25 protein-coding genes are annotated in these 23,558 nt (G+C 40.4%); 10 read left to right on the forward strand and 15 right to left on the reverse strand.

All coding sequences use genetic code 11. From position 1 onward, the window contains the following. Positions 1-8: 8 nt before the first annotated feature. The 7 genes from waaO to radC form a co-directional block, all read right to left on the reverse strand. Positions 9-1,019 carry a lipopolysaccharide 3-alpha-galactosyltransferase gene (waaO, locus tag M1F17_RS20250; RefSeq protein ID WP_180312252.1) on the reverse strand — a complete coding sequence of 337 codons (1,011 nt, stop codon included), beginning with the start codon at positions 1,017-1,019 and terminating at the stop codon, positions 9-11. Between the two features lie 24 nt (positions 1,020-1,043). Next, the gene (gene rfaP, locus M1F17_RS20255; protein ID WP_004265130.1) at positions 1,044-1,841 is read right to left on the reverse strand and encodes a lipopolysaccharide core heptose(I) kinase RfaP; all 798 of its coding nucleotides are present in this window, start codon (positions 1,839-1,841) and stop codon (positions 1,044-1,046) included. Then, positions 1,838-2,959 carry a glycosyltransferase family 4 protein gene (locus M1F17_RS20260; protein WP_164456230.1) on the reverse strand — a complete coding sequence of 374 codons (1,122 nt, stop codon included), beginning with the start codon at positions 2,957-2,959 and terminating at the stop codon, positions 1,838-1,840. The genes rfaP and M1F17_RS20260 overlap by 4 nt, the downstream gene beginning before the upstream one ends. A 1-nt stretch (position 2,960) precedes the next feature. After that, the gene (rfaQ, locus tag M1F17_RS20265) at positions 2,961-4,025 is read right to left on the reverse strand and encodes a lipopolysaccharide core heptosyltransferase RfaQ (RefSeq protein ID WP_144140344.1); all 1,065 of its coding nucleotides are present in this window, start codon (positions 4,023-4,025) and stop codon (positions 2,961-2,963) included. Positions 4,026-4,223: 198 nt separating this feature from the next. After that, positions 4,224-4,391: a 50S ribosomal protein L33 gene (gene rpmG / locus M1F17_RS20270; RefSeq protein WP_004265124.1), complete on the reverse strand. Its 168-nt coding sequence runs from the start codon at positions 4,389-4,391 to the stop codon at positions 4,224-4,226. Positions 4,392-4,402: 11 nt separating this feature from the next. After that, on the reverse strand, positions 4,403-4,639 hold the full coding sequence (gene rpmB / locus M1F17_RS20275; RefSeq protein WP_004265123.1) for a 50S ribosomal protein L28: 237 nt from the start codon (positions 4,637-4,639) through the stop codon (positions 4,403-4,405). A 274-nt stretch (positions 4,640-4,913) separates the two neighbouring features. Continuing rightward, a complete protein-coding gene (gene radC / locus M1F17_RS20280; RefSeq protein WP_318837441.1) occupies positions 4,914-5,579 on the reverse strand; it encodes a RadC family protein in 666 nt (221 codons plus the stop codon). Positions 5,580-5,762: 183 nt separating this feature from the next. On the opposite strand from radC, the gene coaBC reads away from it, so the two are divergent. The 3 genes from coaBC (at position 5,763) to slmA (ending at position 8,233) form a co-directional block, all read left to right on the forward strand. After that, complete coding sequence (coaBC, locus tag M1F17_RS20285) at positions 5,763-6,974, forward strand: bifunctional phosphopantothenoylcysteine decarboxylase/phosphopantothenate--cysteine ligase CoaBC (RefSeq protein WP_318837151.1); 1,212 nt, start codon at positions 5,763-5,765, stop codon at positions 6,972-6,974. Further along, on the forward strand, positions 6,961-7,416 hold the full coding sequence (dut, locus tag M1F17_RS20290; protein WP_094962911.1) for a dUTP diphosphatase: 456 nt from the start codon (positions 6,961-6,963) through the stop codon (positions 7,414-7,416). The genes coaBC and dut overlap by 14 nt, the downstream gene beginning before the upstream one ends. Positions 7,417-7,633: 217 nt before the next feature. After that, positions 7,634-8,233 carry a nucleoid occlusion factor SlmA gene (slmA, locus tag M1F17_RS20295; RefSeq protein ID WP_004265112.1) on the forward strand — a complete coding sequence of 200 codons (600 nt, stop codon included), beginning with the start codon at positions 7,634-7,636 and terminating at the stop codon, positions 8,231-8,233. 49 nt (positions 8,234-8,282) lie between these two features. Here slmA and pyrE read toward each other — a convergent pair whose 3' ends face one another. Together pyrE and rph are read right to left on the reverse strand one after the other, a co-directional pair. After that, the gene (gene pyrE / locus M1F17_RS20300; RefSeq protein WP_004265110.1) at positions 8,283-8,927 is read right to left on the reverse strand and encodes an orotate phosphoribosyltransferase; all 645 of its coding nucleotides are present in this window, start codon (positions 8,925-8,927) and stop codon (positions 8,283-8,285) included. A 111-nt stretch (positions 8,928-9,038) separates the two neighbouring features. Further along, positions 9,039-9,752 (reverse strand): ribonuclease PH, encoded by a 714-nt coding sequence (gene rph, locus M1F17_RS20305; protein WP_004265108.1) that lies wholly within the window; start codon positions 9,750-9,752, stop codon positions 9,039-9,041. A 123-nt stretch (positions 9,753-9,875) separates the two neighbouring features. Between rph and M1F17_RS20310 the strand changes: the two genes are divergently transcribed. The 5 genes from M1F17_RS20310 to M1F17_RS20330 all read left to right on the forward strand — a co-directional run bounded on the left by M1F17_RS20310 (position 9,876) and on the right by M1F17_RS20330 (position 14,831). Further along, positions 9,876-10,739: a YicC/YloC family endoribonuclease gene (locus tag M1F17_RS20310; RefSeq protein ID WP_036959080.1), complete on the forward strand. Its 864-nt coding sequence runs from the start codon at positions 9,876-9,878 to the stop codon at positions 10,737-10,739. Positions 10,740-11,238: 499 nt separating this feature from the next. After that, positions 11,239-12,549, forward strand: coding sequence for an MFS transporter (locus tag M1F17_RS20315; RefSeq protein ID WP_004906166.1), 1,311 nt, complete (start codon positions 11,239-11,241; stop codon positions 12,547-12,549). 48 nt (positions 12,550-12,597) lie between these two features. Continuing rightward, positions 12,598-13,245, forward strand: coding sequence for an RraA family protein (locus tag M1F17_RS20320; protein WP_094962910.1), 648 nt, complete (start codon positions 12,598-12,600; stop codon positions 13,243-13,245). A 9-nt stretch (positions 13,246-13,254) separates the two neighbouring features. Further along, positions 13,255-14,046: a carbon-nitrogen hydrolase family protein gene (locus M1F17_RS20325; RefSeq protein WP_094962909.1), complete on the forward strand. Its 792-nt coding sequence runs from the start codon at positions 13,255-13,257 to the stop codon at positions 14,044-14,046. A gap of 161 nt (positions 14,047-14,207) precedes the next feature. Continuing rightward, entirely contained in the window at positions 14,208-14,831 is a 624-nt protein-coding gene (locus tag M1F17_RS20330) for a GntR family transcriptional regulator (RefSeq protein WP_004906170.1), read from the forward strand. Between the two features lie 77 nt (positions 14,832-14,908). Here M1F17_RS20330 and M1F17_RS20335 read toward each other — a convergent pair whose 3' ends face one another. The 3 genes from M1F17_RS20335 to M1F17_RS20345 form a co-directional block, all read right to left on the reverse strand. Then, a complete protein-coding gene (locus M1F17_RS20335; RefSeq protein ID WP_004906171.1) occupies positions 14,909-16,165 on the reverse strand; it encodes a nucleoside permease in 1,257 nt (418 codons plus the stop codon). Further along, the gene (locus M1F17_RS20340) at positions 16,162-17,079 is read right to left on the reverse strand and encodes a DMT family transporter (RefSeq protein WP_180312254.1); all 918 of its coding nucleotides are present in this window, start codon (positions 17,077-17,079) and stop codon (positions 16,162-16,164) included. The genes M1F17_RS20335 and M1F17_RS20340 overlap by 4 nt, the downstream gene beginning before the upstream one ends. A 66-nt stretch (positions 17,080-17,145) precedes the next feature. After that, a complete protein-coding gene (locus M1F17_RS20345) occupies positions 17,146-17,964 on the reverse strand; it encodes a purine-nucleoside phosphorylase (protein ID WP_094962905.1) in 819 nt (272 codons plus the stop codon). Positions 17,965-18,282: 318 nt separating this feature from the next. Between M1F17_RS20345 and M1F17_RS20350 the strand changes: the two genes are divergently transcribed. Both M1F17_RS20350 and thiM read left to right on the forward strand, forming a co-directional pair. Then, a complete protein-coding gene (locus M1F17_RS20350; protein ID WP_257468757.1) occupies positions 18,283-19,356 on the forward strand; it encodes an ROK family protein in 1,074 nt (357 codons plus the stop codon). Positions 19,357-19,433: 77 nt separating this feature from the next. Beyond that, a complete protein-coding gene (gene thiM / locus M1F17_RS20355) occupies positions 19,434-20,204 on the forward strand; it encodes a hydroxyethylthiazole kinase (protein ID WP_004906177.1) in 771 nt (256 codons plus the stop codon). 67 nt (positions 20,205-20,271) lie between these two features. Here thiM and M1F17_RS20360 read toward each other — a convergent pair whose 3' ends face one another. The 3 genes from M1F17_RS20360 to M1F17_RS20370 form a co-directional block, all read right to left on the reverse strand. Next, positions 20,272-20,976, reverse strand: a complete 705-nt coding sequence (locus M1F17_RS20360; protein WP_180312255.1) for a lipopolysaccharide core heptose(II) kinase RfaY — start codon at positions 20,974-20,976, stop codon at positions 20,272-20,274. A gap of 189 nt (positions 20,977-21,165) precedes the next feature. Beyond that, positions 21,166-22,332 carry a nucleotide sugar dehydrogenase gene (locus M1F17_RS20365; protein ID WP_318837152.1) on the reverse strand — a complete coding sequence of 389 codons (1,167 nt, stop codon included), beginning with the start codon at positions 22,330-22,332 and terminating at the stop codon, positions 21,166-21,168. A gap of 44 nt (positions 22,333-22,376) precedes the next feature. Further along, positions 22,377-23,378, reverse strand: coding sequence for an NAD-dependent epimerase (locus tag M1F17_RS20370; RefSeq protein ID WP_036959200.1), 1,002 nt, complete (start codon positions 23,376-23,378; stop codon positions 22,377-22,379). Positions 23,379-23,558: the final 180 nt, after the last annotated feature.

Here is a 23,558-nt window from a genome sequence, read left to right on the forward strand (position 1 = left end):
TAATTATATCAAACTATCTTTTTCAGTAAATATTGGAGATAACTTTGCATACCTAATAAATATCTTTTTTTATGGTTCATATGCTTCGCACAATAACGCAAATGATTACTGCTTTTAGCCTTCAGTAACGGAATATCTTTCCAAGGCGATGCGTCCTTTGCACTAATAAAGGGTTGAGCTGTTGGATAATTCGCCCACTCATGCCAAGGCTTAGTTGGGCCAATATAATGAATCAATACCGTTTCAGGCGTGATTGGGTTTTCTTTTTTGCCTTTTTGCAGCTCATAATTGATGCTGTATTGAGTGTTATATTTGCCATCAAGGTAAATGACTTTCCCTGTTAATAGCATATTTAAAATGTCTTGGTCTAAATAGGATAATTTTGCTTTCACAGCATCTTGGGAAAGTAAATCCATTGCTTTAGTTGAGATATCAAATTTTGACCAATTCACTAAATTTAAAACTAAAAACCCTGCATTAAAATACCCCGAAGCAATACTTGGGACTCCTAGAGCATCAGCTCTTTTTTGCCACCAATTGCGATCCCTTTCAGGCACAACAGCAGCGATTTCATCATCTTTAAATTGAATATTTAGCAATGGCTGCAGCGTTCCTTGGCACATAATATCTGCATCCATATAGATCATTCTATTTAACTGGTTTGAAAAGTAGTCCGCAATAATAAACCTAAAATAAGTTGCATATGACCAATTTTTGGTACTTGGAAGCGATTTAAGCTGTTCACAGTCAACTAAATAAACTTTAATACTCGTCTTATATTGCTCAGCGAGCTGTTTAAATAATTTATTTTGCTCATCATCAAAATAGTCAGTAAATACATGAAATGAAAAAGAGATATCAGGATTGGTTTTCAATAAAGAAGCAATCGAGATCCCACAACCATATAGAAAATTACGGTCAATCCCATAGGAAATATGTAAGCTATCATTATTAACAATCGCATCAGATGACGATAAATCAATTTGTTGTGTAACCGCATTTTCTTTATTGAAGAACATTTATATCTCTCTTCTTTCTTTGACTTACAATGACTTTCTAATTGTACGTTCTTTAATTTGTGCAGCTTTGCTTTCCGCTTTAGCGATCAATGACGCTTCCTGTTGCAAAATATCTCGTAGCGATAAGCCAAAGTAGACTTTCATAAAACGAAGAACATCACGCTGAGTGAGCCCAATATTTAATGATGAATAATATAAACCAATTAAGTCTTTATTTCGCCAACGAATTGGAACAGAATTTCTGAGTTGTGCTCTGTGCAAATCAATAACCGATATTTTTAGCTGCTCTTCATTTCCCGTAAATGGCAAATGCAGTAAAAAATGGCAAATATAACAATCACGATGGTTAATACCCGTTGCGTGCATTTTACGCACCATTTTCGCGACCCGACGAATAATCATTTGCTTGGTACTGAAAGTTGGCGGGTTATCTAACCAATTTGCACAATAATCTTCCAAACTCACCGTCGGGGTCAAATCTTCAGTAATAATAAAGGAGTGGCGACGAAGAGGATTAACCCCTTTTTGCCCGAACGCCCGGCCATTCATAGTATCCACTCCAACTTGGGTAAGTTGATGAATAGCATTCCACTCTCTATCAGCCCCTAATACCGGCAACCGAAAAGATAATAAGTTTTTAAGGACTTCTTTCAGTGTAGTCCCATAATGAATTTTTATAAAATAGCTACGCCCTTCAAGTTCAAAACGCAGCGTTTTACGTGTCTCTAACGCACGAAAAACTTCACCTTGTAACTTATCAGCTTCGATAAAGGGATCTTTATTTTTCCATAATTCACTAAAAGGGGTTTTTAACTCAATCATTTGCTTCCCCCTAAAATAATATCTGCGGCTTTTTCTGGTAAACTATACAAATCTTCTGTATCCGCAAAATAGCGCGCATTACTTGCCCATTGTGCTAATTGAGCCGGACTTTTTAAACTATTTTCTAAAGCCACGTTTAAAACGGTTTGCTCAAAAGGTTCGTTTACCACAATACCGCATTGAGCTTGGCTAATAAATGAAGCATATCCACATACTTCTGTGACAATAATCGGTAAACCTGCAGTAATCGCTTCTAATAACACGATACCTGCGGCTTCTTGATAAGCTGGATGCATTAATATATCGGCTGCTGCCATTAATTCTGCAATATCATTACGTCCACTAAAGAAAGAGACTTGTGAGCCGATTCCTAGCGTTTTCGCTAACTGCTGGTATTTCACCGGTTTATCTTGGCCAACTACCATCAATAACGTGTTTTTCTTAATGTCTTCGGGCAACGCCGCAATGGCTTTTATGGTCCGGTCAACACCTTTACGTTTGAAGTCAGAGCCTACCTGCAATACTAAAAATGCAGATTCAGGTATTTGATTTTTTTCACGATAAACTCTTTTGGCGTCAGCAATTTGTTTATCATATTTTCTATCTTGGGCAATACCGGGAGGTAGCATATGAAAACGCTCATTTTCAGTTCCATAATGCTTTTTAAAATGACTAATTTGATGTGGCGTTAACATTAATAGCTGTGTCGGTTTCCCCACTGCAAAAACCGCTTTTTCAAATGCGGCATAGTGTTTATAGCGAGGTGTCAGCTTATACAAAAACCCTTTTTCTTCAGCGACTTTTTGTGCATAACAGACATCAGCTGCATAATAAACATCCAACCCTGGCATTTTATTGAAACCAATTATCCGCTCAGCAGGATGCTGCTTTAAATGAGCTAACACCCAGTCGCAATATTGTGCATTTCGCCCATGATTCGTCTTTGAAGTTACCGGCACGATAATAATTTCAAAACCACTAGGCTTATCACCTTCCCATGATTGGGTATAAACACGGACGTGATGACCACGTGACTGGCATTCAGTTGCAATACGTAGGAAATCCCGCTGTAACCCACCAAACGGAAAGTATTTATATAAGCAAAATGCCAGATTCATGTTAATACCTTGTCATCATAGAGCGAATATTCATCGGCAACATTTTCTCTGTTGCTTTAATTACATCAGAAGCTGGAATAATGGATAAATACTTTTTATCACGATCTAGCTCTTCTCTCGGTGGCATAGTTTCATAATCACCCGCCCAAAACTGAACGACATTATCGCTCCAAGGCCGCCAAAAAATATGATTTGTCGCACCGAAAAGGCACACTATTGGCGTTTTAACTGCAGCAGCAATGTGCATTGGTGCCGAATCAACACCAATAAATAAAGCGGCATGAGCAATCAATGCGCCTAGCTCAGGAAATGAAGTTTTCCCTGCAAGCTCAGTAACGGGCTTTGTTCGGCAGCCATTTGCAATATCACTGATACATTCCAAATCTTCTTTACTCGGCCCCGAAGTTAAAACCACTTGATAACCCCGAGACTGCAATGCATCAATGACGGCTGAGAATTTTTCATTATCCCAACACTTAAAGGCTTGGCGTGCTGTTGGTTGGATGACGACATAGCTACTATGGACACCAAGGCTTAATAACCTTTCATCAATATTTTTCCAATCCTGCTCTGAATAAGACATCGTTAGATGTGTTTTTAGTTCTTTTATTTCTAACGGCTTGAGCACTGATAGGTTATTTAGAACAACATGTTCGCCTTCAGGTTCTGTCAAATGCGTAAAACTATTACACCAATATTTAGAGTCTCGGTGGGCAAACTGATGGGAAATTTTTGTACTAGCAGGAATTGCTCGAACCAATACACTCACCATCCATTGGTCTGCTAGATTAACAACTAAATCATATTTATTTTTACGCAGCTTTAGCAGTAATTTAATAAAATTACATGCTTTACTCAGCCCACCACTTTTTTTCCCTGCCATGCCGTACAAAGCGTTAATTTCAGCATTTTCAGAGAGGATAGGGATAGTATCCTGATAAAGCAAAACATCAATTTCAGCATCAGGATATTGGTGTTTTAATGAGCTGATAACCGGTGTTGTCAGCAGCATGTCCCCATGAAACCTCATCTTGATCACAAGAATTTTTTTAAACTGTTTTTTCACCAGGCACTCTTAATCAAGTCTATATGTAAAAGACAATAGTCATTCGACAACAAATATCATTATTAATTCAATGAATACTCTCTATGTTACTACTTTCATTATAATGGTCATAGCTTCGAATGCGCATATCATCGATAACCCAAATTTTAGGTAAAAAAAAACTCAGCCGAAGCTGAGTTTTTAACGCAGAAAGCAAAATTATTTAATTTTTGCTTCTTTGTAGATCACATGCTTACGAACAACTGGATCGAATTTTTTCAGTTCCAGTTTTTCTGGCATTGTGCGCTTGTTCTTCGTAGTGGTATAGAAATGACCTGTACCTTCAGAAGAGACTAGCTTGATTTTCTCGCGAATACCTTTAGCCATTTTTTAGCTCCTTAGTACTTCTCACCACGGGTACGCAGTTCAGCAAGAACAGCATCAATACCCTTTTTATCGATAACACGCATACCTTTAGCAGATACACGCAGTGTTACGAAACGTTTCTCAGACTCAACCCAGAAACGGTGAGAGTGCAGGTTTGGCAAAAAACGACGTTTGGTCGCGTTTAATGCGTGTGAACGGTTGTTACCGCTCATTGGACGCTTGCCAGTAACTTGGCAGACTCGTGACATGTCTATTCTCCAAAAATCTAATCAGCTCGAGCTTTTTTGTTCTGGGTATGGCCGCCTCGTCAGGCTTAGGAGCCCATCTCAGCAAACTTTCATTGACTGAAAAAACCGTTAATACCTGAATAAAGATTTACTTTACTAAGACGTAAAAATTTACTGAGATAGGCCCTTCTCGCCAAACCCAAGATCCTTAAAGGTGGCGTAGTATACGCTTTCAATCGTTTTCACTCAAGCCCAACACAAAGAAAGTTGTCATTTTTTAGGCAAAAAAATAATTTTATAACCACCCTCGTTCTACAAATGAGACACATTGCTTATGCCCGACGACAAAATGGTCAAGTAGTTTAATCCCCATAATAGCGCAAGCTCGCTGGATTCGCTCTGTCACTTGCCTATCCGCAGTGCTGGGTTCTGGGTTACCCGATGGATGATTATGGGCTAATATAATGCCGTTCGCATTCATTTTTATGGCAAAGCGAATAATTTCTCTAGGGTGGACTTCAACTTTGTTCAAAGTACCTTTAAACAACTCTTCATAGCAAATAATTTGATTTTTATTATTTAAAAATATCACGACAAAAACTTCACGCTCTTGCCCTGCAAATAAATCCAACAACTTTGCTTTCAACTGTTCAGGCCCAGTCATCACATCTTCATATAAAAATTGTTCAGAGAAAAAGCGTCGAGCTAGTTCACTGACGGCCTGTAGTTGGGTAAATTTACAACTCCCCATTCCTTTACAGTGTTTTAGTTTTTCGTAGTCTGCTTGTAGAAGCAAATACACTGAACCAAACTCCTGTATTAAACGCTTCGCAAGCTGCAAAACAGGTTCACCTTGGCTCCCTGTACGCAAAAAAATAGCGAGTAGCTCAGCATCAGATAACGCAGCCGCCCCGTATGCGAGTAGCTTTTCTCTTGGTGGTAAATCTAGATGTTCACTCATCATATTCTTTGTCCCTAAATCCCTTGCATCCTTTTTATCTAGCCTAAAAAACATTCACAACCCCTCACATATGGGTTTGCGTAGCGCTTCGCAAAAATAGTACTGTGACGAAAAATCGAGCGCGCCACCTCTAGCTTCTCTGTGGTAATATGCCTCCCATGTTGACCGAATTGGATAAAAATAATGAATCAACTATCACTATTAGGTAAGCAGATAGTTATTGGTATTAGTGGGGGCATTGCCGCTTATAAAATCCCTGAACTTACCCGCCGTTTGCGCGATAAAGGTGCGATTGTGCGTGTTGTGATGACTCAAGGTGCAAAAGCCTTTATTACACCTTTAACCTTGCAAGCCGTTTCAGGGCATCCTGTTTCCGATGACTTACTCGACCCAGCCGCTGAGGCTGCTATGGGACATATTGAACTCGCTAAGTGGGCAGATATCATTATTCTAGCGCCTGCTACTGCGGATTTAATTGCTCGCCTCAGTGCAGGAATGGCAAATGATTTACTCACAACAGTTTGTCTTGCTTCCGCTGCACCGATTGCACTTGTGCCAGCAATGAACCAACAAATGTACAAAGCAAAAGCAACGCAAGAAAATTTAATCAAACTGCAACAACGCCAATGTATGATTTGGGGGCCGGACGCAGGTAGCCAAGCTTGCGGTGATATTGGTCCTGGTCGCATGATTGACCCACTAGAAATTATTCGTCTAACCAGTGAGTTTTTTACCCCTAAACTCGACTTACAAGGTATCAAATTAATGATCACTGCTGGCCCAACACGGGAAGCACTCGACCCCGTTCGTTTCATCAGCAACCATAGTTCGGGGAAAATGGGTTTTGCCATTGCTAAGGCAGCCAGCCAACGTGGTGCTGACGTCACTTTGATTGCGGGCCCTGTAAATATTGAAACACCAGAAGGGGTTAAGCGGATTGATGTCACGAGCGGCCTAGAAATGTATGAGCAAGTTCATCAAACCATTACAGAGCAAAATATTTTTATTGGTTGCGCCGCAGTTGCAGATTACCGAGCAAAAAACATTGCTGAAAACAAAATAAAAAAACAAGGTGATGAAGTTTCGATTACACTTATCAAAAATCCAGATATCGTGGCTAGTGTCGGCAACCTAAAACACAATAGGCCATATGTTGTTGGGTTTGCAGCTGAAACCCAAAATGTGGAAGAATACGCACGCCAAAAACGGCAGCAAAAACAACTCGATCTCATTTGTGCCAATGACGTCTCACTAGCAGACAATGGATTTAATAGCGATAACAACGCGTTACATATTTTTGATGCTAACGGTGATACACGTTTGCCTCACTGCAATAAAAACGAATTAAGCCACTATTTACTTGACGAGATACTTCAACGTTATGAAAAAAATTGACCTAAAAATCCTTGATAGCCGTATCGGTAATGAATTTCCTCTACCAGCCTACGCCACTACAGGTTCTGCTGGTTTAGATTTACGTGCATGCCTTGATGCACCTATCGATCTGGCGCCAGGTCAAACAGAACTTATTCCAACGGGTTTAGCCATTCACATTGCTGATGAAAGCCTTGCTGCTGTCATCTTACCTCGTTCAGGTTTAGGACATAAACATGGCGTCGTACTTGGTAACCTAGTTGGGCTCATTGACTCTGATTATCAAGGGCAACTTATGGTGTCTGTCTGGAACCGTAGTGATAAAACTTTTACTATTGAACCCGGTGAACGTATGGCTCAAATGGTATTTGTCCCGGTTGTTCAGGCGGAATTTAATATTGTTGATGATTTTGACGCAACAGAGCGTGGGGCTGGCGGTTTCGGCCATTCCGGCCGTCAATAAATAGAATATCCTGATAACAAATATGCTAGATAGAACCTGAATTAGGTTCTATCTTTATGAATAAAAACAATCAGCCACATATTTTCTTTCAGGAAGCTTGCTCAACATTACTTATATTTTAAACATTTTTTAAATCCATTTTGCTTTGTAAGTCTCTTTACTAAGAGCAAAATTTTGGATAGTTTGTTTTGCTGTTTTAGCAGGGGTCTTATTAGACATGGCAGAAAAAGCGACAACACAAAAGCGTAACAGACGTGATGAGATTTTACAGGCTCTTGCGTTAATGTTAGAAAGTAGTGATGGTAGCCAACGTATTACAACAGCAAAACTTGCTGCTACGGTTGGTGTATCAGAGGCTGCGCTGTATCGTCATTTTCCGAGTAAAATGAAAATGTTCGATAGCCTCATTGGGTTTATTGAAGACTCATTGGTTTCGCGCATTAATCTGATTTTAAGTGATGAAAAAGATACGATAATTAGAATTAAACTCATACTTGCCCTAATACTTGGTTTTTCAGAAAAAAACCCTGGGCTAACGCGTATAATGACAGGCCACGCTCTGATGTTTGAGCAAGATAGGCTTCAAGATCGTATTAATCAATTATTTGAACGTATAGAATCCCAATTGCGGCAGGTGTTGAAAGAGAAAAAAATACGTGATGGTCATGGGTTTATTCATGATGAGTCACTGCTTGCTTCTCAGCTATTAGCCTTTTGTGAAGGGATGCTCTCACGTTTTGTACGTTCTGAGTTTCGTTATCGGCCAACCGTCGAGTTTGAATCGCGCTGGCCTTTAATTCTAGCTCAGTTACAATAACCGATTGTTTATACTACTCACCCCGCCCATTATTGGGCGAGGGCTTTTTTTACTCGATTCCGTATTGTTCGCGGTAAGCCTTCATAGCCGCTAAATGTTCCTGCATACCTTCCTGTTCAGAGAGGTAAGTGATTAAATCGCTCATGGTAATAATTGAGTAAACTTTACAGCCATAATCACGCTCAACCTCTTGCACTGCTGAAATGTCACCTTTACCTTTTTCTTGGCGATCAAGGCATAGCAAAACACCATTCAACGTCGCTTGTTGTTGTTTAATAATTTCCATTGACTCACGAATTGCCGTTCCTGCAGTAATGACATCATCAACTACCACAACACGCCCTTTCAAAGGACTCCCAACTAACACGCCACCTTCCCCATGGTCTTTAGCTTCTTTGCGATTGAAGCAATATGGCATATCGATGTCATGGTGTTCAGAAAGTGCTACCGCCGTCGTCGTTGCGATAGGGATCCCTTTATACGCAGGACCAAAGATGACATCACACTCAATTGCACTATCTTGTAATGCTTGTGCATAAAAACGACCGACAAGTGCCAGATCACGCCCTGTATTAAATAACCCCGCATTGAAAAAATAAGGGCTTTTACGACCTGATTTCAGCGTAAACTCACCAAATTTAAGTACCTGTTTTTTCATGGCAAGTTCAATAAAATCGCGCTGATAGGCTTTCATTGGTCATTCTCCTCGTTGATGATTATTTATCTATATTCAAAGCTGCTAATTGGTTGATGAACCAGCAGACATAAAAAAGGCGACTATTTAGCCGCCTAATTAATGATTAACTTACTTCAGCGCTTCTCGCTGAGCTTCAAAAATGGTATTTAAACCTGTTTTAGCTAATGCCAATAGAGCAAGTAGCTCTTCATGACTAAATGGTTCGCCTTCTGCGGTGCCCTGCACTTCAATCATTCGGCCATCATCCATCATGACAACATTCATATCTGTTTCAGCTGCAGAATCTTCAACATATTCAAGGTCACATAGGGCTTCTTGATTTACAATTCCGACAGAAACGGCTGCAACCATTGATTTTAGTGGACTTTTTGCAATTTTACCTTGCTCAACCATATTGTTCAGTGCATCAACTAGAGCTACACAGGCACCAGAAATCGCTGCTGTACGTGTACCGCCATCCGCTTGGATAACATCACAGTCTAAAGTAATGGTGTATTCACCTAATTTTTTAAGGTCAACAGCAGCACGTAAAGAACGTGCGATTAACCGTTGGATTTCCATCGTACGACCCGTTTGTTTTCCTCGTGCAGCTTCACGTTGATTACGTGAATTTGTTGCGCGCGGTAACATACCATACTCCGCTGTAACCCAACCTTGCCCCTGCCCTTTTAAAAAACGAGGAACACCTTCTTCAACAGTTGCATTACATAACACCTTCGTGTCGCCAAACTCAATAAGAACAGAGCCTTCTGCATGCTTAGTATAGTTGCGCGTGATGGTAATCGGGCGCATTTGGTCTGCTTGTCTATCTGCTGGGCGCATGGTGTTATCTCCATTATCAACTCAAATTGGGACGCATTATACGTTGTTCAAGCGATAATGCCTATCCTGTCATCCTGCATAGCGTTATAATCTCCTAAATCTTTACGATAATGGGAACGAATTATGATCCGTAGTATGACCGCTTTTGCCCGTCGGGACATCAAGGGTGAATGGGGGAATGCGGCCTGGGAGCTGCGTTCCGTGAACCAACGTTATTTAGAAACGTATATTCGCTTACCTGAGCAATTCAGAAGCCTTGAGCCCGTCATTCGCGAGCGCCTGCGTTCTCGCTTAACTCGTGGAAAGGTGGAATGTAGTCTACGCTTTGAGTTAGATGGCGCAAATCGTGGCGAGTTAATCCTAAATGAGCAATTAGCCCGCCAATTAATCAGTGCTGCGAATTGGGTTAAAAATTACAGCCATGAAGGTGAAATCAACCCATTAGAAATTTTGCGTTGGCCTGGAGTAATGTCAGCTGGCGAGCAAGATTTAGACATAATTAGCGAACAACTAATGGCAGGGTTAGATGAAGCGATTGATGCCTTTATCCAAAGCCGTGAAGCTGAAGGGGCATCCTTACATACACTTATTGAGCAGCGACTTGACGGTGTGCTAGCAGAGGTCGCCAAAGTACGTCAACACATGCCAGAAATTCTACAATGGCAACGTGAACGCTTACAAAACAAGTTAGAAGAAGCTGACATTCAAGTGGATAACAACCGCTTGGAACAGGAACTTATTCTATTGGCTCAACGTGTTGATGTTGCAGAAGAATTGGATAGATTAGAAGCACACGTTAAAGAAACACGTAATATCTTGAAGAAAAAAGAGGCAACTGGCCGCCGTCTTGACTTTATGATGCAAGAATTTAACCGTGAAGCGAATACGTTAGCGTCAAAATCAATTAATAGCGAAGTCACAACTTCAGCAGTTGAGCTCAAAGTATTAATCGAACAAATGAGAGAACAAATTCAGAACATCGAATAATCACTCTGTTACGATTTTAATCCATAAAAAAGCCAACCGATGAAGTGAGCTTATTTATCGTTTGGCTTTTTTCTTTGAAAAGATTCTCAAGTTAACTCGAAATAGGTGCTAATTGTCACGATTTTTGAACCTGCATTCCACAACAACCCTTCGAAGATATTAAAAAATTTTTACCCAAGAAGTATTCGGGGAAAAATAGACTATTACCACGATATTCATTATTTCTTTCCAAATAATGAATAGAAACGATTAAATCAATTTCCATAGAAATACATAATCATTTGATTTTTAATCATAAATATTATTTTCTTCCTGTTTTTTCCCAAAAATAAGATCTCGCTCATAAATCAATCAAATGTTTTGAGTTCAATCACAGATAACAAAACAGATCTTTGACACCACAATAACTGCTTATTAACATCCATCTTGTATACAAGTTGAATTCAATATAAATACAATAAGGTTGATTACCTCGACAAACCAATAAAAAGGTAACTCTATGTCACATAATGATTCTGTTGTAACACCAGCAACAAAAGACTCACCAGGGCGTTTACGTTGGGGATTAGCAGCAATATTTTTTATTATCGGTTTGATTGCATATATGGATCGCGCCAATATTTCCATTGTTGCCGAACATATGATGACCGATTTAGGAATGAGCAAAGTTCAATTTGGCTTTTTGGGTGCGTTATTTTCGCTTGGCTATGCACTTGCCCAAATTCCAAGCGGAATACTTGCAGAACGGTTTGGTAGCAGGCTTATCGCAACCATTAGCCTTTACGTTTGGTCCGCATTCACAATATTAACGGTCGTTGCCCCTACCTATATTTGGCTATGCATCGTACGCTTCCTATTTGGTGTTGGAGAAGCGCCGCTCTATCCTGCGAATGCCGTCTTTAATACATGGTGGTTTCGCCAAAATGAAAAGGCACGAGCCGCTAGCTTCTTACTTGCCGGTTCCTATTTCGGGCCTGTGATTGCCCCCACCCTTACCGTATTTATTATGATTTCGTTCGGGTGGCATGCCGTTTTTTATATCTTCGGTGTGATTGGTATTCTTATCGGTATGGTCTGGTATTTCTTTGCCAGAAATAAACCTGAACAACATCCAAAAATTTCTCAAAGTGAAATTGTATTTATTCAAGGAGGCCGAACAATTAGTGAGCAAGGAGGTGCTGACGTTAAAGCTCCTTGGCGAAAATTTATGAAAGAACGTCCGTTCTGGGCTGTTGGTTTCCAATACTTTTTTGTCGCCTATATGACCACCTTATTTATGATTTGGCTCCCCACCTATTTACAAGAGGCTCGTGGTTTCTCATTAACCCAAATGGGCGTTGCCGCCAGTTTTCCTTGGCTAGCAATTTGTATCGCGGTACTCACTGCAGGTTCAATTTCTGATTGGTTACTCAACAAAGGATACTCACAGTTAGTCGCTAGGGGATATATCGCCATTACCGGTTTTATTCTCTTTATTGTGGGTATTTGCGGCGCTGCTCAAACTGAAAGTGCCATTGCGAGTGTTGCATGGCTAACTCTTGCACTCGGTTCTCTAGGATTACCAGTTGTGACCTCTTGGGCAATTGCAGCAGATAAGGGCCGCCAATATGCAGGCTCTGTCAGTGGATGGATGAATTTATGGGGCAATCTCGGTGGTGTTATTTCCCCCATTCTATGTGGCTGGCTTGCACAGCATTTCGGCTGGACCGTCGCTTTACTTTTCAATGTGATACCTATCAGTTTAGCGATTGTTTGCTGGTTTTTCATTCAGCCAGATAAACCATTAGCTGCTGCAGTTAATCCTGATTAATTTTCACCCATATACATTATGTTCAATACAATAAATAAAGGTGTCCCTATGTTTACATTAAATCCTCGTGTTGCTTGTTTTAGCTCGGAAATTATCGAAAGTTGCCGTGATGTTTGCCCGTCAACTATTGGACACATGACTGACTTCGGTTTTCTCAAAACATTACGCCCACAAATTGAACAATGCCAATTTATTGGTAATGCTGTAACTGTTCGTATTCCACATATGGACTCATCTGCCGTACACAAGGTTTTCGACATTGTGCAAGAAGGCGATGTTGTCTGTATCGATATGTCAGGGGATTATGATCGTGCTTGTTGGGGGGAAATGGTTTCTTATATGGCACGGGCAAAGAAAATTGCTGGTGCTGTCATTGATGGTTGTGTCACGGATATCAAAGCATTACGTGAGATTGGCGTTCCTATTTATGCACGTAAAGTGAGTCCGTTAACAACTCGAATTTTAGGTATTGAAGGCGCAATTAATGTGCCGATTAGCATAGATGGCGTAACGATCCATCCTGGTAACTTAATCATCGCAGATGGCGATGGCATTTTAGTCGCTGATGAAGTTACTCTGCAAGAGTATCGCCAACGAGCCCTTAATGCTCAACATGCTGAAATTGATGTTAAAAAGCGCATTGATGCCGGTGAAACATTAGCGGCAATTTCAGGTGCTGCGAAATTTTTTGAATAAGGAGGCTCTATGAAGATTGCAATTGCTCAGCTAGCCAGTAGCTCAGATAAAGCTCTAAATTTAAAAAAAGCCTGTGAAGCTATACAAAAAGCCGCTCAAGGTGGTGCCGACCTCGTCCTATTGCCGGAAATGTTTATGGCTTTTGTTCCAGCGGATAGTGGCATTAGCTATGCCGATGTCGCAGAGCATGTTGATGGCCCTTTTGTCTCTCAGTTGGCAAAAGCCGCTCAACAATACGGTATTTATGTGACCTGTGGCATTTATGAAAGTGCCCCGAATGAGCCGAAAAGAGCTTTCAACACGACAATTATGTTGAACCGCCAAGGTGAGCTTATCTATCACTACCAAAAAACACACCTGTACGATGCCTTTTCATATCAGGAATCCCTTAATATCATTCAAAGTAATAATGAATTAAAACCTGTGGAAACGGAATTTGGCAAAATTGGCGTTTTAGTCTGTTATGAACTGCGTTTCCCAGAAGTTGCTCGAAAACTAACCTTAGCTGGCGCTGACCTTATACTCGTTCCCACAGCATGGGTTAGCGGGCCACTAAAAGAGGAGCATTACCAAACATTAGTTAAAGCACGTGCTTTGGAGAACACGATCCCTGTCTGCGCATGTGACCAAACGGGTAATATTTTTATTGGTCGCAGCCTTGTTTGTGATGCACTTGGAGTAACTATCGCATCTGCTGGCTACGATGAAACACTATTTTTTGCTGAAATATCAACACAGCATACCGCAGAGACACGAGAAAAATTACCTTGTATGCAAAACCGACGCCCTGAGCTGTATTAGTCTAAAAACTGGCAAGGATGCCGGTTTATTCAACAAGCTAAGTTCAATTATCCACCCAAATTTAACAGCATCCTAAATAATATAAAACTAGTGTATTACTTGTATACCAATCTATTCCTTTCTATACTCACTAAAATTTCTATTGTTAACACAAGATCCTGATGAAAGATAAACCACTAAGCCAACAGGCCTATACTGCAATTAAACATAAAATTCTCAGCAAGCAATTTGGAGAGGAAAGTTACACCTCTGAAAATAGCTTAGTTGAGGAACTCGGTATGAGTCGTACTCCAATTCGTGAAGCCTTATATCAATTACAAAATGAAGGCTTAGTCAAAATTATCCCTCGTAAAGGTGTTTTTATTCAGAAACTATCGTTAAAAGAAACCAGAGATAATTATGATTTACGCTTAGCAATTGAGTCCCATGCAATTAAATTAGTTCGTGAATATTTAACTGATGAACATTTTTCTATCTTAAAGACGATTATTGAGCGGCAAGATGAATTATTGAAGAAAAATGACTATCAAGGTTGGATAAAAGAAGATGAACGCTTCCACCGTTTCTTCTTGGAATTACTGGATAACTCGGTTTTCTTAGATTTAGCGGATAATATTCGCCAGCGAGTCTATTTCCAGCCTGACCCTATTTATCGCAATGAATATTATCATGAGTCTACACGCCAACATCAGCAATTAGTTGAACAACTCAAAGCAAAAGAATTTACCCTTGCGGAAGAAACGCTAACTGAGCATATATTGCGCGGCAAGCGTAATTATGTTTAGTATTAAAACCAACAAAAAAAGAGAAAACCAAATTGATGGTTTTCCCTTAGATTAAATGTTATTTCTAACAACTTATCTTAGCTAGACTTAGCCTCTTTCAGTGCGGCGTCTTTATCGTGATGATAATGGAAGGTAAATTGGAAGATTATTGCTAATACAACAGTATAAGAAGCAAAAACTAACCAGATCATTTGCCAATCTTTAATACCATCCACCGTGTAATAGTCGACAACCAATCCACTTAATATCGCACCAAAATAGGCACCAACACCATTAACCATCGTCATAAATAAGCCCTGAGCACTCGCGCGCATACGCGTATCCACTTCTCTTTCAATAAAAATAGAGCCTGAAATATTGAAGAAGTCGAATGCACAGCCATATACGATCATCGACATTATTAAGAACATCAAGCCAATTGCTGATGGGTCACCAAAGGCAAAGAATCCAAAGCGTAATGTCCACGCAAACATGCTTAATAGCATGACAGTTTTAATGCCATAGCGTTTCAAGAAAAATGGAATTGCTAAGATAAAGCACACTTCTGCCATCTGAGAGATCGATAATAATATCGATGGATACTGAACCACCAAACTATCTTGGTATAACGGATTCAGACCGAAGTCATGCAAGAATGGATTACCAAACGTATTGGTAATTTGTAAAACCGCACCAAGTAACATAGCGAATAAGAAAAATACCGCCATAATAGGTTTTTTAAATAACACCAGAGCATCTAAACCTAGCTTACTGATCCAGCTACTTGAAATCGCTTTTTTATTAACATCAATTTTTGGCAAAGTTAATGAATAAAGCGCTAAAAGTAATGAACAGCCACCTGCAATATAAAGCTGCATACTACTTAGCTCAAATTTCATTAAGCTAATACTCCACATAGCAACAATAAAACCTACCGTACCAAATACACGAATAGGTGGGAAGTTACTCACTGAATCGAGCTGATATTGGCTTAATGATGAATAACTGATGCTATTTGAAAGTGCAATAGTTGGCATAAAGGCCATTGCATTAATTAACATCACCCAGAACATCACTGTTGAACTCGTGACTGTTGCAGCATAAAACAATGCGGCAGCCCCAATCAAATGACAAATCATATATAAACGATTTGCTGGAATATATTTATCTGCAATGATTCCGATAAGCCCGGGCATTAGAATGGCAGCAATACCCTTTGAGCTATACACCATACCGACTTCTGCACCTGAAAAACTCAATGTTTTCATCATGTAGGAGCCGAGTGTAACTAACCAACTTCCCCAAACAAAATATTGCAGGAAAAGCATGATTTTCAAGCGGGATTTAATATTCATACAAGGCTCCGTTTGGAGTTATATTTATTTGTTTTTATTTTCAACTCAGCAATGGCGACACCCATAAGGATGACAGCAACGCCAACAAACTGAATGAACTCAAGAGGTAACTGCAATACAGTCACAGATAATAAAATCGTGACGGGCAACTGCATTGAGCTAACAATGGTCGCTAAACTGGTACCGATCAGTGGAGTACCTTTGGCAAACATCCACATACCAAAGAAAGAACCAAAGAAAGCTAGGGGTAAGCCATAAGAGAAAAATAGGGAATGAAACGTTGATGCGCTCAATAAGAATGTTGGAGGAACGACAATCGATGTCAAAATTGCGCCCCCTGTTACCATAATTGCAGAACGCATCATAGGATCTGTTTTAACCGCTAATGCACCACTGACATAAACACGAATAGCATTCGATAATGCCGCACATAGTCCTAATAGCACACCAAGCCAGTGAAATACGATCCCTGAACTATTTAATAAACCTGTCGCTAATACTGTCCCAATTAATATCACCACAACCGATACCAGGGTCATTATGGGAGGAGCTTGGCGGCTGACAACCGCATTAATGGCAACCCCCATCCATGTAAATTGCAAAAATAAGACGACACCAAGCGCCGGAGACAAATATTGCAATGATGCATAATATAAGAGTCCGGTTAGCCCTGTTGTCGTCCCAGTGAGTAACATTAATAGGCCTTGTTGTCGTGTTGGCCATACTAGACGTGCTTTTTTAATTAATGCGCCTGCGGCAACAAAAAACCACAGTAAAATCGCACCTAATACCGTTTGGCTACCGATGACATCATTCAAGGAATATCCTGCGCGGTAGGCCAACACGACGAGTGTTGAAAGAATGCCATAACTGCAAGCGCCTAAAGAAACTAAAATTAGACCTTTAAATTTCATTTCAATATTCACCTTATTTAGCGTTATGAACATCTTTATATTGTTTTGAGAAAAAGAACCTAAAAACTAGAAGCGAGCGATCACACCCGTTACCAATTTCAAGAAGGTGGCTTTAACTTTCTCTGCAGTTTCAATAACTTCGTCATGGCTAAGAGGTTGTTCTAAAATACCACAAGCCATATTAGTTAAACAGGAGATGCCCACTGTCTTAATTTGTGAATGATGAGCGACCAGAGCTTCTGGTACGGTAGACATACCAACAGCATCAGCGCCTAAGGTTCTGATCATGCGAATTTCGGCAGGTGTTTCATAAGTTGGACCAGTCCACCATGCATAAACACCTTCACGAACAGAAACACCTTGTTCGGCCGCTACATCCTTGATTGTTTGGCGTAATTCTTTGTTATACACCTCACTAACATCCAAGAAACGCACCCCTAATTCAGGGTTATTTGGCCCCATCAATGGGTTATTTGCAGTTAAATTAATATGATCGGTAATAATCATCAGGTCACCTGGGTTGAAATCGGTATTTACTGCACCGCAGGCGTTGGTAATAATCAATTTTTCGACGCCCAATGCTTTCATCAAACGCACAGGGAAAGTGACTTGGTCGAGGGTAAAGCCTTCGTAGTAGTGGAAACGGCCTTTCATCGCAACCACATTTTTACCTGCGATGGTGCCAATCACCAATTCATTGGCATGCCCTACGGCTTCAGATTTGGCAAAATGTGGAATTTCGCTATAAGGAATATGTACTGCATTTTCTAATGTGTCCGCAAACGGGCCTAATCCTGAACCCAGAATAATGCCCACTGTTGGTTTAATATCTGTGCGAGACTGAATAAAGCTTAAGCTTTCTAGAATATCTTTTGTATGATGCATGGTTGTCTCCAAATTGACATCGACTAAAAATTGTTAAAATCGATCATAAAGCAATTTAGAAACAGAACAGCGATCTTAATCTCATTTTAAGAAAAAGAATTTAGATATGATGTGTCACATGAAGCAGAATCTTATGCGTATATTTGCTAATCTTTAGCGCAAGAGTCGGAATGAAAAGGAGTGAGGCGCTTGTTACATACACTATTAAATGAATTTCGCACCTCAAAAAATTCAAAAACACAAAAACTCAAAACGCTTTACCGGTTAATTTTAAACCATGGTCCCATTAGGGCGGAGACGTTGACATCACTGGCTAGCATGAAACCAGCAACTTGTGCTCGGTTACTCGACGAACTGGGGAGAAATCACTTAATTTCGACTTCTGAGCTCGGAGAGTCGACCGGTGGCCGCAAACCTATCCTCTATAATATCAATGCCGCTGATGGCTACCTAGTTGGCATTGAAATGAGTGATATATATTCGACGATAGTTTTACAAAACCTAAAGTTGGATATTTTAGGAATGGTAAAAGTCAAATATGAGCACCTAGAAACCGCAGAAAATATGGTGGATCATCTGCTCAATAAATTAGATATTTTATTAGCTGAACATGGACTTAACATAAAAAGTTTGTTGGGTATAGGCATCGCCATCGACCATATATTAGAACGCGATAAACTGCCATATCATCAATATAACTCACGAATAAAAGAACTTCACGACTATATATCCAGTAAAGTCCCTTGCTTCGTATTACTCGGAAGTGGGATCAGTTTTGCAGCTTTTGCTGAGTATCGTTTACGCTATACCTCTGATAGCCAAAGGTTTTTATTCACAACCTGCGATACCGATATTCGCAGCTGTACCATCATCAACAATCAATACGCTCCAGCACCCATTAGCACCGCTCAAGCCTTTGGTCATACGACAATTGATATTAATGGTCAACGCTGCGAATGCGGGTCATTTGGCTGTTTAAAGCAATATAGTTCACTGTCTGCGATTAAGTCACGGGTGATCCAGCAACTCAGGTTGGGTAAAAGCTCAATAATCAATGAATTAGTTAATAATGAGTCTGAAATTAGCTACCATACTATTTTCCAAGCTCTCACATTGGACGATGCCCTGTGTCTCGAAGCACTTGGCGAGGCAGCCTATTATTATGGTATTGCCATCGCTAATGCGATTTTAACGACTCAAGCAGATGTGGTGGTCTGCGGCGGAACCCTAACACCTAAAAATCACTTTTTTGAGATGACCAAAAAGTCTATTGAAGAAAAACTCTCTATTTTTCCTCATATTAAGACACGTATTTACCCCGCCAATGATTCATACGAAATTGTTGCTCAAGGCGCTGGTGGAATGGTCATGGAGAAATATCTTGCTGATTAAGTGGTTCTTTCATTAAAACAGATAGAGTGTAGAATAAATCAACGAGCCTATGCTCTATCACTATTAATGAGGGGATCATGTTAGAATTTGAACACATCAGCAACACGACAAAATCATTGGTACTACAACAGCTTACTTCTCAATCCCCTCTTGTTCATTGCATGACAAACGATGTTGTTCAGACCTTCACTGCCAATGTCCTGTTAGCGCTCGGCTGCTCTCCCGCCATGGTCATTGAACCCGAAGAAGCAGAGCAGTTTGCCGCTATCGCACATGGCTTGCTGATTAATGTAGGCACATTAACCACTGAGCGCCGACATGCAATGAAATGTGCGGTTAACAGTGCGAATCAAGCGAAAAAACCTTGGGTACTTGACCCTGTTGCCGCAGGTGCGCTTAGCTTTCGCACCCATTTTTGCCATGAATTGCTGACTCTCAAGCCTGCCGCTATTCGCGGTAATGCCTCTGAAATTATGGCATTGGTAGGAAGCAGTGCTGGCGGCAGAGGCGTTGATTCCCTTAACACCACTGATGACGCTCTTCCCGCAGCACAATTATTAGCGAGACAAGCTAAGACAATTGTTGCGATAAGCGGGGAAGTGGATTACATCACCGATGGAATACGCACCTTTGCAGTTACTGGCGGCCATATTTTAATGACTCGAGTCGTCGGTACAGGATGCGCTCTTTCCGCGGTGGTTGCTGCATGTTGCGCTCTACCTGGTGATAGGCTACAAAATGTTGCCGCTGCTTGCGCTATCATGAAACAAGCTGGAGAAACCGCAACCCAGCGTTGCCATGGGACGGGCAGTTTTATCCCTGAATTTTTAGATGCGCTTTATCAATAGTTTTGTTGTGATCGATAACTTTGTTTTTTTCGGTAGTTTTGTGGTAATGAAAACTTGGCATAGCGAACTAGAGCCGAGTTTTCTTCCCTCTTATCTTTCTTGACCAATGACGAAAGTGATCTCTAAAACGAATAAAACGATAAACAAAATTTTTGCTATCGGGTTCAATACCGTAAAAACGCTGTAATGCAATTAAATCATTCGCTTTGCAAATAGCAAAATTACCATAATCTGATAAATCAATAACCTTAAGTCCTTCATTGGTTATAACAAAGTTCCCTGCATGGATATCATTAGAAGATAAACCATACCAATGCAATTGGTTGATAATGACTTTCATCTCTGCATAATAAGGCTTGATATCATCAACTTCAGATAAAACAGTTCCTTCCACATACTCCGCAATAATCCATGTTTCTACTGACTCACGACCGACCATTTTTTCTGCAACAAAGTAAATATCATTCGTTACGGTACAACCGTTATTTTGTGCAGTCACTAAACGTTTCAATAAATGTGAATAAAAAGGGCCAGAAATAATACGCATCAGCCGTTTTTCAATACGCTTATCGCGTTCTTTTTCGCATTTAATAATATAACTTTGTCCATTTACATGAATACGAGCAACACTTCTCTCAATATTTCCGCTACTTAAATTCTTACCCGCGATCTTCCCATCAATATAATCATTAACAATTTGCCAAAAATCTATCTCACCTTCTTTTTGAAAGGTGATAAAACCGTCTCTTTGTTTTTTTATTATTTTCTGCATAACAAAATAGCCAATTTTTAATCAATTGACGGATGCTAGCAAATGGCAAACAACATTTCTTAGCGATTGTTGCAGAGTAGCGTTTAAAAATAGGTAACTTGTGCACTATGGCACAAAATAGATAGGGTTATTAGGTCTTAATATACAGAGATAGGTTAGCACGATACCAACCTACCCAATAAACGAGTTTTAATCGTTACCAAATAAATCTCGGGTATAGACTTTCTCTGCCACATCTTCCAGCTCAGGCACCATACGGTTGGCTAGAATAATGTCGCTTTCTGCTTTGAAAGTGTCGAGATCACGGATAACCTTCGAACGGAAAAACTCTTCTTCTTTTAAAACCGGCTCATACACCACCACTTCGATGCCCTTGGCCTTGATGCGCTTCATCACACCTTGTACCGCAGAGGCACGGAAATTATCAGAGCCCGCTTTCATGACTAAGCGATAAACACCGACTTTGCATGGTGCTTTAGCAATAATTGCATCGGAAATAAAGTCTTTACGGGTGCGGTTTGATTCCACAATGGCGTTAATAAGGTTATTTGGCACGTCATCGTAGTTAGCTAACAACTGCTTGGTATCTTTCGGTAAACAATAACCGCCGTAACCAAATGATGGGTTGTTATAATGGCTACCAATACGTGGGTCTAAAGAGACCCCTTCAATAATTTGACGTGCATTTAAACCGCGGCTTTCTGCGTAGGTATCGAGTTCATTAAAGTACGCCACACGCATGGCTAAATAAGTGTTGGCAAACAGTTTAATGGCTTCGGCTTCGGTTCCATCGGTAAATAACACGGGCACATCTTTCTTAATTGCGCCTTCCAGCAACAAATCTGCAAAAATTTTCGCGCGCTCTGAACGCTCTCCCACCACGATACGGGAAGGATGTAAGTTATCCCACAAAGCACGCCCCTCACGTAAAAATTCAGGAGAGAAAATCACGTTGGTATAACCAAACTCTTCACGTAAACGGGTGGTAAAACCGACTGGAATGGTAGATTTAACGATAATGGTGGCAGCCGGGTTAATTTCGTTCACGTCATGAATGACGGATTCGACCGATCTTGTATTGAAGTAATTGGTTTTTGGGTCATAGTCGGTTGGCGTTGCGACAATGACGTATTGTGCACCGGTGTAAGCTTCAGTTTTATCTTCTGTGGCACGGAAATTGAGGGTCTTTTCCGTTAAAAACTGTTCAATTTCTGCATCAACAATCGGTGATTGATGGTTGTTTAGCATCGCCACTTTTTCAGGGATGATGTCCACCGCAACCACTTCGTGGTTTTGTGACAGCAACATGGCGTTAGATAGGCCGACGTAGCCGGTTCCTGCGATTGCTATTTTCAAACTTGCCTCTCAAATCCTGCTAAAGATGTTACAGCTTATTGATATTATTGGTGGTAATAAGAACGGTACCAATCCACAAATGCCTGAACACCCTGCTCAATAGAAACTTGTGGGCGATAACCTGTCACATTAAACAAGTCTTCCGTATCCGCCCAAGTGGTGTACACATCACCCGCTTGCATAGGTAAAAAGTTTTTAATCGCTTCTTTACCCAGTGCCTTTTCCAGTGCAGAAATAAATTCAATCAACTTAACAGGCTGCCCATTACCAATATTATAGATTCGATATGGCGCGCTGCTTTCTGCAGGTGATGCCGAATGATTATTCGGGTTCGCTTGTGGAATTATATCTGAAATACGGATCACACCTTCGACAATATCATCAACAAAAGTGAAATCACGACTGAGATTGCCGTTATTATAGACATCGATAGGCTCGCCCGCCAAAATAGCTTTCGTAAACTTAAATAAAGCCATATCTGGGCGCCCCCAAGGACCATAAACCGTAAAGAACCGCAGCCCTGTGGTCGGTAGCTGGTATAAATGTGAATAGGAGTGCGCCATTAATTCATTGGCTTTCTTTGTTGCCGCATAGAGTGAAATCGGGTGATCGGTTGCCATGTCAGTAGTAAATGGCGTCTTATCGGTTACGCCGTACACCGAACTTGAAGAGGCATAGACTAAATGCTTCACTTTTGCTTGGCGACAACCTTCTAAAATAGCGAGGTGGCCAGTCAAATTACTATCTGCGTAAGCAAATGGGTTTTCCAACGAGTAACGAACACCCGCTTGTGCCGCTAAGTGAATGACTCGGTCAAATTGTTCTTGTGTACACAATACACGGACAGTCTCACGGTCTGTGATATCAAGATGAATAAAACGAAATAACGGAAACTGCTCCAATAAATGTAAACGGGATTGTTTAAGCCCCTGATCGTAATACGCATTTAAGTTATCAATCCCGACAACTTCATGCCCACTCTCTAATAAACGTTGGCAAAGCGTGAAACCAATAAAACCCGCACTTCCCGTGACCAAATATTTCATATTCATTGTCTTCTAGCGTTAAACCATTCTAAAGCTCGAAATGAGCACCTAATTTCACAGAAAAATTAACTAAAATTAAGACAAAAAAAATAACGAATGGTTTTGTTATTAAAACAAGAAAGCGTAAAAAAATAATAAATTTTAAGAAAATATTAATATTTTAGGCAGGAAATAACAAAA

Origin of the sequence: Providencia sp. PROV073 (genome assembly GCF_033688125.1) — a bacterium.
GTDB classification, from domain to species: domain Bacteria; phylum Pseudomonadota; class Gammaproteobacteria; order Enterobacterales; family Enterobacteriaceae; genus Providencia; species Providencia hangzhouensis.

Excerpts from the sequence above, each read along its gene's own strand:
- M1F17_RS20310 (WP_036959080.1), top strand. The coding sequence starts at position 9,876 with ATGATCCGTAGTATGACCGCTTTTGCCCGTCGGGACATCAAGGGTGAA.
- rpmG (WP_004265124.1), bottom strand. The coding sequence starts at position 4,391 with ATGGCTAAAGGTATTCGCGAGAAAATCAAGCTAGTCTCTTCTGAAGGT.
- M1F17_RS20345 (WP_094962905.1), bottom strand. The coding sequence starts at position 17,964 with ATGCATCATACAAAAGATATTCTAGAAAGCTTAAGCTTTATTCAGTCT.
- M1F17_RS20340 (WP_180312254.1), bottom strand. The coding sequence starts at position 17,079 with ATGAAATTTAAAGGTCTAATTTTAGTTTCTTTAGGCGCTTGCAGTTAT.
- M1F17_RS20320 (WP_094962910.1), top strand. The coding sequence starts at position 12,598 with ATGTTTACATTAAATCCTCGTGTTGCTTGTTTTAGCTCGGAAATTATC.
- M1F17_RS20325 (WP_094962909.1), top strand. The coding sequence starts at position 13,255 with ATGAAGATTGCAATTGCTCAGCTAGCCAGTAGCTCAGATAAAGCTCTA.
- M1F17_RS20315 (WP_004906166.1), top strand. The coding sequence starts at position 11,239 with ATGTCACATAATGATTCTGTTGTAACACCAGCAACAAAAGACTCACCA.
- dut (WP_094962911.1), top strand. The coding sequence starts at position 6,961 with ATGAAAAAAATTGACCTAAAAATCCTTGATAGCCGTATCGGTAATGAA.
- coaBC (WP_318837151.1), top strand. The coding sequence starts at position 5,763 with ATGAATCAACTATCACTATTAGGTAAGCAGATAGTTATTGGTATTAGT.
- rpmB (WP_004265123.1), bottom strand. The coding sequence starts at position 4,639 with ATGTCACGAGTCTGCCAAGTTACTGGCAAGCGTCCAATGAGCGGTAAC.
- M1F17_RS20260 (WP_164456230.1), bottom strand. The coding sequence starts at position 2,959 with ATGAATCTGGCATTTTGCTTATATAAATACTTTCCGTTTGGTGGGTTA.
- M1F17_RS20370 (WP_036959200.1), bottom strand. The coding sequence starts at position 23,378 with ATGAAATATTTGGTCACGGGAAGTGCGGGTTTTATTGGTTTCACGCTT.
- rph (WP_004265108.1), bottom strand. The coding sequence starts at position 9,752 with ATGCGCCCAGCAGATAGACAAGCAGACCAAATGCGCCCGATTACCATC.
- slmA (WP_004265112.1), top strand. The coding sequence starts at position 7,634 with ATGGCAGAAAAAGCGACAACACAAAAGCGTAACAGACGTGATGAGATT.
- M1F17_RS20350 (WP_257468757.1), top strand. The coding sequence starts at position 18,283 with ATGAAACCAGCAACTTGTGCTCGGTTACTCGACGAACTGGGGAGAAAT.
- radC (WP_318837441.1), bottom strand. The coding sequence starts at position 5,579 with ATGAGTGAACATCTAGATTTACCACCAAGAGAAAAGCTACTCGCATAC.
- M1F17_RS20335 (WP_004906171.1), bottom strand. The coding sequence starts at position 16,165 with ATGAATATTAAATCCCGCTTGAAAATCATGCTTTTCCTGCAATATTTT.
- waaO (WP_180312252.1), bottom strand. The coding sequence starts at position 1,019 with ATGTTCTTCAATAAAGAAAATGCGGTTACACAACAAATTGATTTATCG.
- pyrE (WP_004265110.1), bottom strand. The coding sequence starts at position 8,927 with ATGAAAGCCTATCAGCGCGATTTTATTGAACTTGCCATGAAAAAACAG.
- thiM (WP_004906177.1), top strand. The coding sequence starts at position 19,434 with ATGTTAGAATTTGAACACATCAGCAACACGACAAAATCATTGGTACTA.
- M1F17_RS20330 (WP_004906170.1), top strand. The coding sequence starts at position 14,208 with ATGAAAGATAAACCACTAAGCCAACAGGCCTATACTGCAATTAAACAT.
- M1F17_RS20360 (WP_180312255.1), bottom strand. The coding sequence starts at position 20,976 with ATGCAGAAAATAATAAAAAAACAAAGAGACGGTTTTATCACCTTTCAA.
- rfaP (WP_004265130.1), bottom strand. The coding sequence starts at position 1,841 with ATGATTGAGTTAAAAACCCCTTTTAGTGAATTATGGAAAAATAAAGAT.